Genomic DNA, 13,344 nt, shown 5'->3' with positions numbered 1-13,344 from the left:
GTCGTGAGGAGTAGGTCACCGTGTTCTTTCTCGATCCGGAGAAACCGGGTGCGCCGCAAGACCTGGTCTTCTCGGCCAGCGACCTGGTCATTGCGGCTACGTGCGAGTACCAAGTGCTCCGCAAGCTGGACGAGAAACTTGGCCGTTCGGCTGTCCCGGCTTTTGCCGCGGACGCGATGCTGGAACGCACCGCCAGGTTGGGCGACGTTCACGAGCACAAAGTGCTGGACGAGTTTGTGGCGGAATTCGGGCCGTGGGATGCGGCTACTGGAAGAGGCGTGTACGACGTCGTTCCCGCCACCGCGATGGATCGCGCCAGCCTTTCGGCCAAGCACGCGGAATCCATCGGGGCCCTCCGGTCCGGTGCGGACATCGTGTTCCAGGCTGCCTTCTTTGACGGCGTTTTCCACGGCAGGTCAGACTTCCTGGTCAAGAAACCCGGCGGCACCTACGCCGTCTTCGATACCAAGCTGGCGAGGCACGCCAAGGTCACGGCGCTCCTGCAATTGGCGGCCTATGGAGACCAACTGCTGCAAGCGGGGATCGCGCCGGACCCAACCGTGACGTTGGTCCTGGGCAACCGCGTCCACTCGGACCACCCCTTGTCCGAAATACTGCCCGTTTTCAGGGAACGCCGGGACCGGTTCCTCAGGATGACCGCTGAGCACATTGACTCATCCGGCCCGGTTCAGTGGGGCGATCCCCGCTGCACGGCCTGCGGTCGCTGCGATTACTGCGCCGAGCAGGTGCTTCTGCACCGCGACCTCCTCATGGTGGCCGGCATGAGGATCAGCCGACGGAAGAAGCTGATTGAAGACGGTGTCACCACCATCGACCAACTTGCCGGCCTTCCAGCTGAGGGCGACCACACTTTGCTTCGCCTGCGGGAACAAGCGCAGCTGCAGACCGGCACCGGTACGCCGGACGGAACGGTCAAGTACACGGACAAAGCCGGGGCAGCCAAGTCCGTGAGCTACAAGATCCTTGCGGACAACACCCTCGGCAGGCTCCCTGCGCCGGATCCCGGCGATATCTTTTTCGACTTTGAAGGCGATCCCCTGTGGCAGGATCCTGTTACCGGAAAGTGGGGCATCGAGTACCTCTTTGGCGTCATCGAGAACCCTGCGAAACCCGGAGCAGAACCCGTCTTCCGCCCCTTCTGGGCCCATTCACGGGACCAGGAACGGCAGGCCTTTGTGGACTTCCTGGAGTACGTGGCCAAACGGCGCGCCCAATACCCGGGCATGCATATCTACCACTACGCGGCCTACGAAAAGACGGCGCTTCGCAACCTGTCCCTGACGCATGTGGTGGGCGAAACCGCCGTCGACGATCTTCTGCGGCAAGGCGTGCTGGTGGACCTCTACGACACCGTGCGGCACAGCATCCGGGTCTCCGAAAATTCCTACAGCATCAAGAAGCTTGAGCCCCTTTACATGGGCCAGCACTTGCGGTCCGGAGACGTGACCGACGCCGGTGCCTCCGTGGTTGCCTACGCCGACTACTGCACGGCCCGGGACACGGGACAGGCCGGGCAGGCTACGGCTATTTTGGAGAGCATCCGGGACTACAACGAGTACGACTGCCTCTCCACTTTGGCATTGCGCAACTGGCTGCTGGACCGCGCGGCCGAGCGGTCCATCGTCCCGGGTGGGCCGGCAGGGGAAGAGCCCTCGGAAGAGGCGGAAAGGTACGAGGCCCCTCCGGAAGAGGCAGCCCTGTTCGAATACCTGGACGGTTTGCCGGAAGAGGACCGGTTCACTCCTGACTCGCGGGCCATCAGCATTGTTGCAGCGGGCGTCAGGTATCACCGCCGCGAGGACAAGCAGCATTGGTGGGGGCATTTCGACCGGCTCGAAAAGCCAACCTCCCAATGGGACGACGGCCGCGACATCTTCATCGCTGACCGTGCCGAGTTGCTGCAGGACTGGACCAAGCAGGGGCGCAAGAACCCGGTTCGGCTCGTGAAGCTCGTTGGTCGCTCGGGTGATGGTGCCGGCCTGGAACCGGGCAGGAAGTACTTCCGGATGTACGGTCCCCCCTTGCCCGAGGCATTGGTGGCCAAGGAGTCTTCAGTGCTGGGCAGGGCGGGTTGGAGCGGGACGGAAGTGGTGGAGGTCGGCGAAGACGGTGACCTCGAATCCGTGACCATCTCCGAACGGCTGCGCAAGGATTCCACGGAGTTCAGCCAACTACCCATGGCTTTGACCCCGGACAGCCCGATCGCAACCACGGGCCAGCGGGATGCTCTGGCAGTTCTGGCCACCAAGCTTCGGGCTTCGCTCCCGAAGTGGCCGAAGGGTGCCGCCCTGGACCTGGTCCGCAGGCAGCCGCCACGGCTGGGAACGCTGGTGGAGCTTCCTCCGGTGGCCGCTGGACCCGACGGGTACATCGACGCCATTACCTCCGCCGTCAAAGATCTGAACCACTCCTACCTGGCCGTCCAAGGACCTCCCGGGAGCGGCAAGACCTACGTCGGAGCCCATGTCCTGGCTCGCCTTGTGGCGGACGGTTGGAAGGTCGGGGTGGTCGCCCAGTCCCACGCCGTAGTGGAGCACATGCTGTGCGCAGCCGTGGAGAAGGCGGGCGTGGATCCGTGGCTGGTGGCCAAGGAAGTCAAGCACAACGATCCCGTGCCGTGGAACGGGTGTGGGAAGGCCGACGTCCAGGACATCCTCTCCAAGCCGGGAGGTGCGCTGATCGGCGGGACGGCGTGGACTATGGTGGGAAGTACCGTTCCCGCGGGGTGCTTGGACCTGCTTGTCATTGACGAGGCCGGGCAATTCTCGCTGGCCAACACCATGGCCGTCAGCCGGGCCACCAAACGGCTCCTGCTCCTCGGAGACCCCCAGCAGCTGCCCCAAGTCACGCAGGGTACGCATCCCGAACCCGTTGACGAGTCCGCGCTGGGGTGGCTGTCCGACGGCTACAACACCCTCCCGCCGGAGCTCGGATACTTCCTGGCCCACTCGTGGCGGATGCACCCGGCTCTTTGCCATGCCGTCTCGGTCCTGTCCTACGATGGCAGGCTTGAGGCAGCCCCGGCGGCGTCAAAGCGACACTTGGAAGGCGCCGGGCCCGGGGTTGCCTGTGTGTACGTTGACCACACCGGAAATTCAACGTCCTCCCCCGAGGAAGCCGCCGAGGTGGTGCGGCAGGTACAGGCACACCTTGGTCTCCCCTGGCTGGACCCCTCCGAAGAGCACGATGGTCCGCGCCCCCTGATCGAGACGGACATCCTGGTGGTCGCGGCGTACAACGCCCAGGTCCAGCTCATCAAGCACCAGCTCCGTGCGGCCGGGCTCGGCGCGGTCCGGGTGGGTACCGTGGACAAGTTCCAGGGCCAGGAAGCCCCCGTAGTGATCGTGTCCATGGCGGCATCGGCCGCGGGTGAGGTCCCCCGGGGCATGGAATTCCTGCTCTCGCGCAACCGGATCAATGTGGCGGTGTCGCGCGGTAAGTGGCGTGCCGTCGTCGTACGTTCGCCCGAGTTGACCAACTACCTCCCGACGCATCCCGAGGGCCTTGAGAACCTCGGCGGTTTCATCGCCCTCTGCTCACCCAAGTAGGTCGCATTTGTGCGCGTTTTGACGGGGCGGTTTCTAGCGGTTATCGCAACAGGAAGGTTCTGATCATCTCATTTGGGGTGCAGAAGTCGAATCGTTGGCGTGGCCGGTCGTTGAGTTCGTGGGCGACGTAGTCGAGGTCGGTTTGGCTGTAGATGCTTAAGTCTGTGCCCTTGGGAAAGTATTGGCGCAGGAGCCCGTTGACGTTTTCGTTCGAGCCGCGTTGCCAGGGTGAGTGGGGATCGCAGAAGTAGATGTCGATATCGGCTGCGATCTTCATTTCCTTGTGCTTGCTCATTTCGATGCCTTGGTCCCAGGTCAGTGAGAGCCTCAGTTCGTCGGGCAGGGCGCTCAGTTTGCTGATCAGCCCGTCCCGGACGGACTCGGCGCGGTTCTGATCTGTGGGTACGTGGACGAGCATCACGAACCCTGTGGTGCGTTCGACAACGGTGCCGATGGCGGTTTTGCCGTCCTTGCCGACGATGAGGTCTCCCTCCCAATGCCCTGGTACCGCACGGTCTTCGACCTCGGCGGGGCGGTCAGCGATCATGACCATGCCTGGGATTCTGCCGCGGCGTTCGTCGGGGCGGCGTTGGGGTTTGCGCAAGGTCCGGCCGGTGCGCAAGTTCTTGAGCAGTTCCCGTTTCAGTCCGCCCCGGGACTCAAGATAGAGGGACTGGTAGATGGTCTCGTGTGACACCCACATCTCCGGGTTGTTCGGGTGGTCCTTGCGGAGCCGGCCGGCGATCTGGGCCGGTGAGTCCTTCCTACGGAGTCGCTTTTGGACTTCCTTGCGCAAGGCTTCGTTGCTTTTGAGCTTAGCGGTCTTGGGCCGGGCTGCCCTTGCGTGGGCCCGTGCATGGGCAGTAGTGGCACGGTAGTAGTAGACCTCATCAGCGTTCCGGCGCAGTTCCCGGGAGATCGTCGAGGGCGACCGGCCCAGCCGTTTGGCGATATCACGGATGGATTCCTTGCCTCTGAGCAAAGCGATCTGCTCGCGTTCATCAAAGGACAGCGAACGCCCCGAAAGGGTCCGACCCCTGCGGGGCCGGACCCCTCCCGAGGATCTCAGTTCACGCCGAACGGTCGTGACGGACCAGCCGACGGACTCGCCCGCTTCTTCAAAACGGGAGCCTTCCGCTACCTGCTGCCAGAACGACTGAACAACCTCAGCAACCAAACGACTGGAGAACTTCACCATGGCAATCGACACCCTTCAATAATCAGGTGTTGCGATCACCGCATGATTCGAAGGGCTCAGAACGCGCACAAATGCGACTTACTTGGGAGTCGGGAGGAGGGCCAGGGCTTCGTCCAGCACACGTCCGAAGTTCGCGGGATCGTGCGCGAAGCGGCCCAGGAAAAGCCCGGATACGCCAGTGAGCTGCGGCAACAAGCCGGGCTTTGCAGAGCCGCCATAAATGACCGGCAGCTGACCCAGACCGTGCTTGGCCAACAGGCGACGCAACCGCGACACAACCTCCGAGACATACCCAACCGAAGCAGGTTCCGCCGCGCCGATGGCCCACACCGGTTCATAAGCAATGGCAAGTTTCCCTGCGAGAGCCCAATCGCCGGACACGGCTTCGGCGATCTGCCCCAACACATAGTCCGCGGCCGCCTGCGGGGACACAGTTTCCGCCTCCCCCACGCACAGCAGCGGCGTCAAGCCGGAGTCGACGGCGGCACGCACCTTCCGCGCGATCATCGCCTCAGACTCGGCGAACCACTGGCGCCGTTCGGCATGCCCGATTTCAACGAGGCCCACACCGATCTCGGCCAGCATCGACGGTGACACCTCCCCTGTCCACGGCCCGTCCTCCCACCCGCAGTCCTGTGCACCGAGCACCAACGGCGAATCCGCCACGAGCTCCAAAGCGGCAGGCAGTACCGGGAACGATGGAATGACAAACGGGACTACCCGCCCGGCCGCGAGGGCCGGACGGGCGTCCACTTCTTTCACCAGTTGCTCCAACCACGCCAGGGATTGCGCGTAGCCAAGGTACATCTTGGTGCTGACCCCTACGTACAGGGTCCCGGTCCCAGAAAACGTCACTTGCCCAGCAGCTCGTCTGCCTTGTTGGTGAAGGCACGCGTTCCGAACATCATGATCGCCGCGAGGAACGGCAGGACACCGAGGGCGTAGACGCCCATGGTTCCGGTGTCCGAGGCCGTGACTTCGTTGACCGTGGTCCGCAGGATCGGCGCCACGAAGCCGCCCAGGTTACCGAGGGAGTTGATGAGGCCGATGCCCGCAGCAGCCGCTGTTCCGGTGAGGAACGCCGTCGGGTAGGACCACGCGATGGGACCAATCGCCAGGAAGCTGCACACCGCGAGCGTAATGAAGATGATGCCGAGCGTGGGCTGGTGGTTGGCCCCTGCCCACGCCGAACCGAAGATGCACAAGCCCGTGGAGACGAACAGTGCCGTACCCCAGCGGCGGCGGCGGAGAACCGTGTTGGCGGCCTTGCCGATGAAGAAGCAAGCGAAGATGCCGAAGAACCACGGGATGGCAGTCAGGAGTCCGACGGCGAGCCCCACCTTCTGGCCCGTCAGCTGGGCCACCTGCTGGGGCAAGTAGAACGTCACACCGTAAACCGCGATCTGCAGGCAGAAATAGATGACGGTGAAGTACCAGACTTTGCCGTTCCGCATCGACGCAAGGACCCCGCGGGGACCGGATTCTTCCTTGACGGTATCTTCCAGGGCCATGACGTCCGTGAGTGCCGTCTTCTCCTCCTTGCTCAGGAACTTGGCTTCCTGGGGGCTGTTGATCAGGAAGAAGAATGCTGCGACACCGGCCAGGACTGCCAGCATGCCTTCGACGAAGAACATGACCTGCCAGCCGGCGACACCCGGAACCTGGTCGCCGATATTGATGAGCCAACCGGACAGCGGAGCACCGATCATCTGCGAGAACGGCTGGGCCAGGTAGAAGATGGCAAACATCTTCACGCGGACCTTGTTGGGGAACCAAGCCGCGAGGAACATGATGACGCCCGGGAACAGGCCCGCTTCGGTCACACCCAGCAGGAAGCGCAGGATCACGAACGAGGTTTCACCCTGCACAAACGCGAAACACGCGGATACGATGCCCCACGTTACGGCGATGCGGGCAAGCCACACCTTCGCTCCGAACTTGGTGAGCAGCAGGTTGCTGGGGATTTCAAACAGGGCGTAGCCAATGAAGAAGATGCCGGCGCCGAGGGCGTAGGCACCTGCTGTGATGCCTTTGTCCACGCCGAGGGCAGCCTCCGCGAAGCCCACGTTGGTGCGGTCCAGGAAGGCCACCACATACAGGATGACCAACATTGGCATCAGCCGGAATGAAGCCTTGGATATGGCCGACTTCAAAATCGGCGAATCCAGCAACTCCTTGGTGGAAGTTGAGGCAACGGACATCGAAACTCCTCTTTGAGTAGTCAGTTGGGGGGTGATGGATTTAAGTGCGCGCCATCAGCGCGGGTAGAAGATGAGCACCATGCCCACGATGCAGGCGACGACGCCCACGGCGAAGTAGATCTTGCGTTCCTTGGTCCAGGCCCTCATGTCGGGCCTAGTGCATGTACAGTCCGCCATCCACATTCAGCGTCTGGCCGGAGATGTATCCGGCGTCCTCGCTGATGAGGAAGGCGATGGCTGCGGCAATGTCGCGGGTGGAGCCAACGCGGTTCACCACGAGGTCCTTGACCAACTCGTCCTTGCGTTCGTCGCTCAGGGTTCCGCCCATGATGTCCGTGTCGATCGGGCCGGGAGAGATCGCGTTGACGGTGATGTCGAATTCGCCAAGCTCACGGGCGGTGGCACGGGTCAGGCCGATGACGCCGGCCTTGGCCACCGAGTACGGGGTTTTCGAGAAGGTGCCGCCACCGCGCTGCGCCGAGACCGAGGAGATGTTGACGATGCGGCCGATGCCGTTCTTCACCATGGACTCGGCCACACGCCGGGTAGCGAAGTGCACGCCGTTGAGGTTGATGCTCAGCACCCGGTCCCACTCCGCGGGCTCGAGTTCCAGGTAGCCGATGGGTGAGCTGACGCCTGCCACGTTGGCCAGGGCCACGATCTGCGGCAGTTCGGCCTCGAGTTCGTCGATCGCAGCGCGGACCTCGGCTTCGCTGGCCACGTTGGCGCCGACGCCATGCGCCTGGACACCGTATTCGGCCGCGATTTCCTTGGCGGCGGCTTTGCAGGCGGCGTCGTCGAGGTCAATGATGCCGATGTTCCAGCTCTGTGCGGCAAGGTAGTTGACGGTTGCACGGCCAATGCCGCGTTCGGACACAGCGCCGGTAACGACGGCGGTGCGTGATACGGGGAACGTCATGTGTTTTCTCCTGTAAGAGTTAGTTGATCGGTGCCGGGCCAAGCTCTTCAATGAGCTTTTGCATGGCCACATAGGCCTTGTTGCGGTAGGCGATGAGCTCCGGGGTCCGTTCGGCGGGAACGTTGAGGAAGCCGGCACCGGTCTTGGTGCCGAGTTTGCCTGCTTCCACCAGGTCGGAGAGGATCTTCGGCGTCGCGAAGCGCTCCGGGAACCCGGTTTGCAGGGACTTGTAGCAGAAGTTGTAGACATCCAAACCGGCCATGTCAGCGATGGCGAACGGCCCAAAGAACGGCAGGCGGAAGCCGAACGTCGTGCGGACCAGGGTGTCGACGTCGTCCGCTGTTGCGATGCCCTGCTCCACCAGTTGCGCCGCTTCATGGAAAAGCGCGTACTGCAGGCGGTTGAGCACGAAACCGGTGACGTCCTTGACGACGGCGGTCTGCTTGCCGGCTGCGTGCACGAGGTCCCGCGATGCGGAGACCGTGTCCACGGATGTCCCGGCGTGCGGGATGATCTCCACGCCAGGGATGAACGGAGACGGGTTGGAGAAGTGCACGCCCAGGAAGCGCTCCGGGCTGGTCACTGCCTCAGCCAAGGCGGCGATGGAGATCGTGGACGTGTTCGAACCGATCACGGCATCCGGGCGGGCGGCGGCGCTGATCCGGGCCAGGGTTGCGTGCTTGATCTCGAGCACCTCGGGAACGGCTTCCTCGATGAAGTCGGCGTCGGCAACGGCTTCCTCAATGTCCTTTGCCGCCCAGAGGTTCTGCTTGAGGATCTCCGTGGAACCTGCGGGGAAGAGACCGTCGGCGATGAACTGGTCCGACTCCTCCAACAGGCGGTCGTAGTTCTTCTGGGCCACCTCGGCAGAGACGTCCGCGAGGGCCACGCGTGCACCGCCGAGCGCCAGCACCTGGGCGATGCCGCCGCCCATGTAGCCGGAGCCAACGACGGCGATCTTCCGGGCCTGGGTTTCTGTTGACGTCATGATCAGACTGCCTTCGTGTAGTCGGGTTCGTAAGAGCAGATCGCATCCACCTTGGCGGCGGAAGCGGAGGTTTCATCGAAGCGGTGGTCGAGCCACTCCCCCACGAGCTTCTTGGCCAGTTCGAGGCCGATGACCCGCTGGCCGAGCGTGAGTATCTGGGCGTTGTTGCTGAGGACGGAGCGCTCCACGGAGTAGCTGTCGTGGGCGGTGACGGCACGGATTCCCGGGACCTTGTTGGCCGCGATGGCGACGCCAAGGCCAGTGCCACAAATCAACAAAGCACGGTCGGCTTCGCCCTCTGCCACCTTTCGGGCAGCATCCACGGCAACGTGCGGGTAGGCGGTGGAATCGTTGGCACCGACTCCGACGTCCGTTACGGAAGCGACGCGGGGATCGGCTTCGAGCAAGGCTTTCAGCGCGTTCTTGTACTCGACGCCCGCCTCGTCATTGCCGACGATAATCCGCCAGCCTTCAGTGGTGCTCATGCTTCTGCTCCGTTTCCGGCCTGTGCCGCGGAGGCGGGGGCCAGTTGTGAATCGATGAATTGTGAGATGCGTGCCGTGATCAGTCCGAAGGAGACCGCGCCCGGATCAGGATGGCCGAGGCTCTTTTCGGCCAGCGGACGTGCCCGGCCCTTGAGCGGGCGCAGTTCGGCGGTTGCTGCGGCAGCGGATTCGGCCGCCGCAGCGGCCACTGCCAGTGCCCGGTCAACCGGCGCGCCGCCGTCGAGCTCTGCCAGGAACGCGTCCCGGAACGGCAGGAGGGCATCCACCATGGTCTTGTCGCCCGCTTCGGCCTTGCCAAGTTCGGTGATCGCACTGGCGAAGGCCGACACAGCGTCCCTGGCGTCCGCTGCACTGTAGGTCTCGCGGTTGCCGAGCGCCTGCCCGGCGGCGATGACCGCTGAACCCCAGAGCGCACCAGAGGTTCCACCGGCCTTTTCGCTCCAGGCTTCGCCGGCGTCCAGCAGAACCTTCGCCACCGAGGATCCCTCCGCAGCTTCTCCAGCCGACGCTGCAGCATCGACGCCGCGGCGCATGCCGATTCCGTGGTCACCGTCGCCGGCAATCGCGTCCAGCTTGCCGAGTTCGTCCTCATGTTCGACGACGACGTCCCTCACCTGGGCGAGCACGGCCACGGCCTGCCGCCCAAGTTCAGCAGCAGCCGTGGTGGGCTGCTCGCTCTCGGAGGTTTCGGCGTCGTCCGCCAACGCAGCGGTCCGGGGTGCGCGCGGTGCCATGCTTCCCCTGCGGAAGGCGGGCGTGTCGGCGGGCGCGGACCAGTACTGCTCCAGCTCCTCATCCAGCCACAGGAGCGTCAGGGACAGGCCGGACATATCCAGGCTGGTCACCAGCTCCCCACATTCCGGTTCCACGATGGTCAGACCCGCGGCGGCGAGGAGTTTCTCCACCTTGCCAAAGAGCAGGAAGAGTTCGTCGTACTTGACCGTGCCCAGGCCGTTGACGATTGCCACCACGCGGTCACCGGAATCCTCCGGCTTGTCCGCGAGCAGCTTGGAGACCAGGAGTTCTGCGAGCTCCGAGGCTGTGGGCATGGGGTGTTCGGAGATCCCGGGCTCGCCGTGGATTCCCAGCCCGAGCGACATCTGGCCTGCGGGAACGTGGAACAGCGGATCCTTGGCGCCGGGCAGGGTACAGCCGTCGAACGCCACGCCGAGCGAGCGCGTCCGGTGGTTGGTCTTGAGGGCCAAACGCTCGACGTCGTCAAGGTTCAGTCCCGCTTCCGCTGCGGCTCCTGCGATCTTGAAAACAGTGAGGTCACCGGCAATGCCGCGGCGCTTTTCAAGCTGGTCGATGGGCGCGCTGGCGATGTCGTCAGTGACAAGCACGGTACGGGTTTCGATGCCTTCGGCGTTGAGGCGCAACTGGGCCTGGCCGAAGTGGAGGACGTCGCCGGCGTAATTGCCGTAGCTCAGCAGCACGCCGCCGCCCGCGTTGGATGCCTTGGCCACCCGGTACACCTGACCGGCCGCCGGTGAAGCGAACATGTTGCCGCAGGCCGATCCGGCAGCGAGGCCGGGGCCTACCAGGCCCGCAAAGGCCGGGTAATGTCCCGAGCCGCCACCGATCACCAGGGCCACCTGGCCTTCGGGTATCTCGGTTGAACGGACCACGCCACCATCGAGCCGGGCAACGTAATTCCGGTTTGCCGCGACGAAGCCGTCCAGTGCCTCGTCGGCGAAGTCCGCCGGGTTGTCGAAGATCTGTGTCATGGTTTCCTAGACCCCGGCGAACTCGGACGTGGCGGGCTGCTGGCGTCCCTGGGCAACCTTGCTCCGGCCCAAGGCGTAGCCGTCCTTCTTGGGAAGGATGTGGCGGCGCAGGTAATCCTGGTTGCTGGCAGTAACGCTGAGTCCGTCGCCGCCGTAGTGCTCCACGCAGAGGATGCCTTGGAAGCCAACCGAGAGCGCGAACTTGAAGGCCTCGCGGTAGTTGATCAAACCGCTTTCCATGGGCGAAGGCATGGCGATGTAGCTGTCGCGGGCCACGTCCTCGTCGCGGATGTAGTTCTTCATGTGCCAGTAGTTGGAGTACGGCAGGGTCTTGTGGACCAGTTCACGCCAGTCCTCGATGGGGCGGTGCAGGCGGATCAGGTTGCCAAGGTCCGGGTTGAGTCCCACGTTGTCCAGGCCGATGTCCTGCACCAGCTGGACGGAGGAGTCGCCGGTGCCGAGGAACGTGTCCTCGTACATTTCCAGGGAAATGAGGATGCCCGCCTCAGCTGCGTGCTGGCCAAGTTCACGGATGCGGGAAACCGCGTTGTTCCAGGCTTCCTTGTCACCGAACGGGTCCTTGTAGCCCTCAACGGTCCAGAACCACAACTGCTTCTGCTGTTCCGGCGTGATGGCCTGGTGCAGGCCGAAGGAGACCACTTCGCAGCCCAGCTCGGCGGCGGCGTCGATGGTGCGGTGGCTGTAGGCGAGGTTCTCGGCCCAGTCCTGCTGGTGGATGACGCTGCGGCGGATGGCGGAAATGACGGGGACGCCGATGCCCACTTCTTCAGCTGCCTGCTTGAACTCCGCCAGGCGTTCCTTGCCGAGGTCGCCGGGGCGGACCCAGCTGTCCGTCAGGTCAGCGTTGGCGAAACCTGCGTCTTTGACTTCCTGGAGGACATCCGCCCATACGGAAGCGTCGGCGTCGTTGACCTGCTGGCCGGAGGCGTCAGAGCCTGGGAATTGGAGGAGGGCCGCCGTGATGGGCCAGTTTTCGGCGGTGTACGCCATGGGTGATCACTCCTTCGTGGAATCCTGTTTCCTATAGGATTTACGAATCGAGCTACGCTGTCAACCCTTTGCTGGAAACTTCCTAGATCCTATATGTCTTACAAATTTTTGTGAAGAGGATCACTGGGCGTGGCAGGCCCTCGGGTGTCCCGAGCGCGGCGCACCCCTTCCCGCCGGGCGCACCCGCAACCACAGGCGCCTCGGAGCGCTTCGCACCCCTTCCCGCCAACCGCCCCCGTAACCAGGGGTGCGCAGGGCGCGAACGGATGCGCCATCGACGCTCAACTGGTGCGAACGGCGCAAAGGAGTGCGCAACACATACTGGAGTGAGTGGCTAGTCCTCGGGAGCGTCGGCGATAGCGCGGCCACGGACTTTCTCAACGTGGTCGGTCATTGCTTGCGCCGCCCGCTCAGGGTCTCCGCTGGTCATGGCATCGAGGACAGCCTGGTGCTCCGCAATGGCCTGCTCCGCGTCGGTAATTCCCACTCCCCCGAAGAGCCGGAACCGCTGGATCTGCCCGCCCAGCGTGTTGTAGGCCGCGAGGAGGAACTGGTTGCTGGCCTGGGCCGCGATCAGTTGATGGAAGCGCTCGTCGGCTTCAAGGTAGCTGCGATACTCCGCGAACGACCCCCCGCGGGGCGCCCTCTTCAGGTCCTCAACGGCCTGTTTCAGCGCGTCGAGGCCCTGTGGCGTCATGCGCGAACACGCCAGTCGGGCATTGACGGGCTCGATCGACAGCCTGGCCTCCATGAGCTCCGCGAAATCCTCGCGCGTGAAAACCGGAGCCACCCGGTAGCCCTTAAGAGCCACACGCCGGACCATGCCGGTGTGCTCCAGCCTGGCCAAGGCTTCACGCACGGGAGTCGGCGAGACTTCGAGTTCCCGCGCCATGCCGTCGATGCTGACCGCAGCACCTGGCTCCAAGCGACCATCCATGAGCCACTCAAGCAGCGCCTCATAAACGTGGTCGGCAAGGACTTGGCGGCTCACGGGAAAGCCGGTACGGGCGGAGCTCGGGGAAGCTTCAGGCATGCCCAAATCCTATAGGAACGCCCCACGCAAACCCTCGAATATCCCCCAAACCCCGGCGATCCCAGCGTCACATTCCGCCCACCCTCCCCCAACTGGGTCGCATTTGTGCGCGGTTTGAGGCCGCAAAACCCCCCCAAAAGCGACCCAGGGCGGTTGCCCCCCCTTAACGGTACACGCCCGCAAAGAGAAGAG

General features: G+C 64.0%; 10 protein-coding genes. 1 reads left to right on the top strand and 9 read right to left on the bottom strand.

Annotated elements, in window-relative coordinates; genetic code table 11:
• Positions 1 to 20 precede the first annotated feature (20 nt).
• Positions 21 to 3,569 carry a TM0106 family RecB-like putative nuclease gene (locus ACFVSJ_RS00050; protein WP_387432895.1) on the top strand — a complete coding sequence of 1,183 codons (3,549 nt, stop codon included), beginning with the start codon at positions 21 to 23 and terminating at the stop codon, positions 3,567 to 3,569.
• 40 nt (positions 3,570 to 3,609) lie between these two features.
• Here the strand turns inward: ACFVSJ_RS00050 and ACFVSJ_RS00045 are convergent, their stop codons facing one another.
• The 9 genes from ACFVSJ_RS00045 to ACFVSJ_RS00005 all read right to left on the bottom strand — a co-directional run bounded on the left by ACFVSJ_RS00045 (position 3,610) and on the right by ACFVSJ_RS00005 (position 13,152).
• Positions 3,610 to 4,767, bottom strand: coding sequence for an IS30 family transposase (locus ACFVSJ_RS00045; RefSeq protein WP_387432892.1), 1,158 nt, complete (start codon positions 4,765 to 4,767; stop codon positions 3,610 to 3,612).
• Positions 4,768 to 4,845: 78 nt separating this feature from the next.
• Positions 4,846 to 5,622 (bottom strand): triose-phosphate isomerase family protein, encoded by a 777-nt coding sequence (locus ACFVSJ_RS00040; RefSeq protein ID WP_387432891.1) that lies wholly within the window; start codon positions 5,620 to 5,622, stop codon positions 4,846 to 4,848.
• On the bottom strand, positions 5,619 to 6,968 hold the full coding sequence (locus ACFVSJ_RS00035; RefSeq protein ID WP_387432888.1) for an MFS transporter: 1,350 nt from the start codon (positions 6,966 to 6,968) through the stop codon (positions 5,619 to 5,621). Before ACFVSJ_RS00035 ends, ACFVSJ_RS00040 begins: the two co-directional genes overlap by 4 nt.
• A 154-nt stretch (positions 6,969 to 7,122) precedes the next feature.
• A complete protein-coding gene (locus ACFVSJ_RS00030; protein ID WP_387432886.1) occupies positions 7,123 to 7,887 on the bottom strand; it encodes an SDR family NAD(P)-dependent oxidoreductase in 765 nt (254 codons plus the stop codon).
• 19 nt (positions 7,888 to 7,906) lie between these two features.
• On the bottom strand, positions 7,907 to 8,875 hold the full coding sequence (locus ACFVSJ_RS00025) for a 3-hydroxyacyl-CoA dehydrogenase family protein (RefSeq protein ID WP_387432883.1): 969 nt from the start codon (positions 8,873 to 8,875) through the stop codon (positions 7,907 to 7,909).
• Positions 8,876 to 8,877: 2 nt separating this feature from the next.
• Positions 8,878 to 9,360 carry a ribose-5-phosphate isomerase gene (locus ACFVSJ_RS00020; protein ID WP_387432882.1) on the bottom strand — a complete coding sequence of 161 codons (483 nt, stop codon included), beginning with the start codon at positions 9,358 to 9,360 and terminating at the stop codon, positions 8,878 to 8,880.
• The gene (dhaL, locus tag ACFVSJ_RS00015) at positions 9,357 to 11,108 is read right to left on the bottom strand and encodes a dihydroxyacetone kinase subunit DhaL (RefSeq protein WP_387432880.1); all 1,752 of its coding nucleotides are present in this window, start codon (positions 11,106 to 11,108) and stop codon (positions 9,357 to 9,359) included. Before dhaL ends, ACFVSJ_RS00020 begins: the two co-directional genes overlap by 4 nt.
• A 6-nt stretch (positions 11,109 to 11,114) precedes the next feature.
• A complete protein-coding gene (locus ACFVSJ_RS00010) occupies positions 11,115 to 12,119 on the bottom strand; it encodes a sugar phosphate isomerase/epimerase family protein (RefSeq protein ID WP_387432878.1) in 1,005 nt (334 codons plus the stop codon).
• 334 nt (positions 12,120 to 12,453) lie between these two features.
• Entirely contained in the window at positions 12,454 to 13,152 is a 699-nt protein-coding gene (locus tag ACFVSJ_RS00005; RefSeq protein ID WP_387432876.1) for a GntR family transcriptional regulator, read from the bottom strand.
• Positions 13,153 to 13,344: the final 192 nt, after the last annotated feature.

The organism is Paenarthrobacter sp. NPDC058040 (genome assembly GCF_042885775.1).
In the GTDB taxonomy this organism is placed as follows: domain Bacteria; phylum Actinomycetota; class Actinomycetes; order Actinomycetales; family Micrococcaceae; genus Arthrobacter.
Note: the sequence above shows the minus strand (reverse complement) of the source record. Positions and strands in the feature narration are given on the sequence as shown.

Excerpts from the sequence above, each read along its gene's own strand:
- ACFVSJ_RS00045 (WP_387432892.1), bottom strand. The coding sequence starts at position 4,767 with ATGGTGAAGTTCTCCAGTCGTTTGGTTGCTGAGGTTGTTCAGTCGTTC.
- ACFVSJ_RS00035 (WP_387432888.1), bottom strand. The coding sequence starts at position 6,968 with ATGTCCGTTGCCTCAACTTCCACCAAGGAGTTGCTGGATTCGCCGATT.
- ACFVSJ_RS00030 (WP_387432886.1), bottom strand. The coding sequence starts at position 7,887 with ATGACGTTCCCCGTATCACGCACCGCCGTCGTTACCGGCGCTGTGTCC.
- ACFVSJ_RS00025 (WP_387432883.1), bottom strand. The coding sequence starts at position 8,875 with ATGACGTCAACAGAAACCCAGGCCCGGAAGATCGCCGTCGTTGGCTCC.
- ACFVSJ_RS00020 (WP_387432882.1), bottom strand. The coding sequence starts at position 9,360 with ATGAGCACCACTGAAGGCTGGCGGATTATCGTCGGCAATGACGAGGCG.
- dhaL (WP_387432880.1), bottom strand. The coding sequence starts at position 11,108 with ATGACACAGATCTTCGACAACCCGGCGGACTTCGCCGACGAGGCACTG.
- ACFVSJ_RS00010 (WP_387432878.1), bottom strand. The coding sequence starts at position 12,119 with ATGGCGTACACCGCCGAAAACTGGCCCATCACGGCGGCCCTCCTCCAA.
- ACFVSJ_RS00005 (WP_387432876.1), bottom strand. The coding sequence starts at position 13,152 with ATGCCTGAAGCTTCCCCGAGCTCCGCCCGTACCGGCTTTCCCGTGAGC.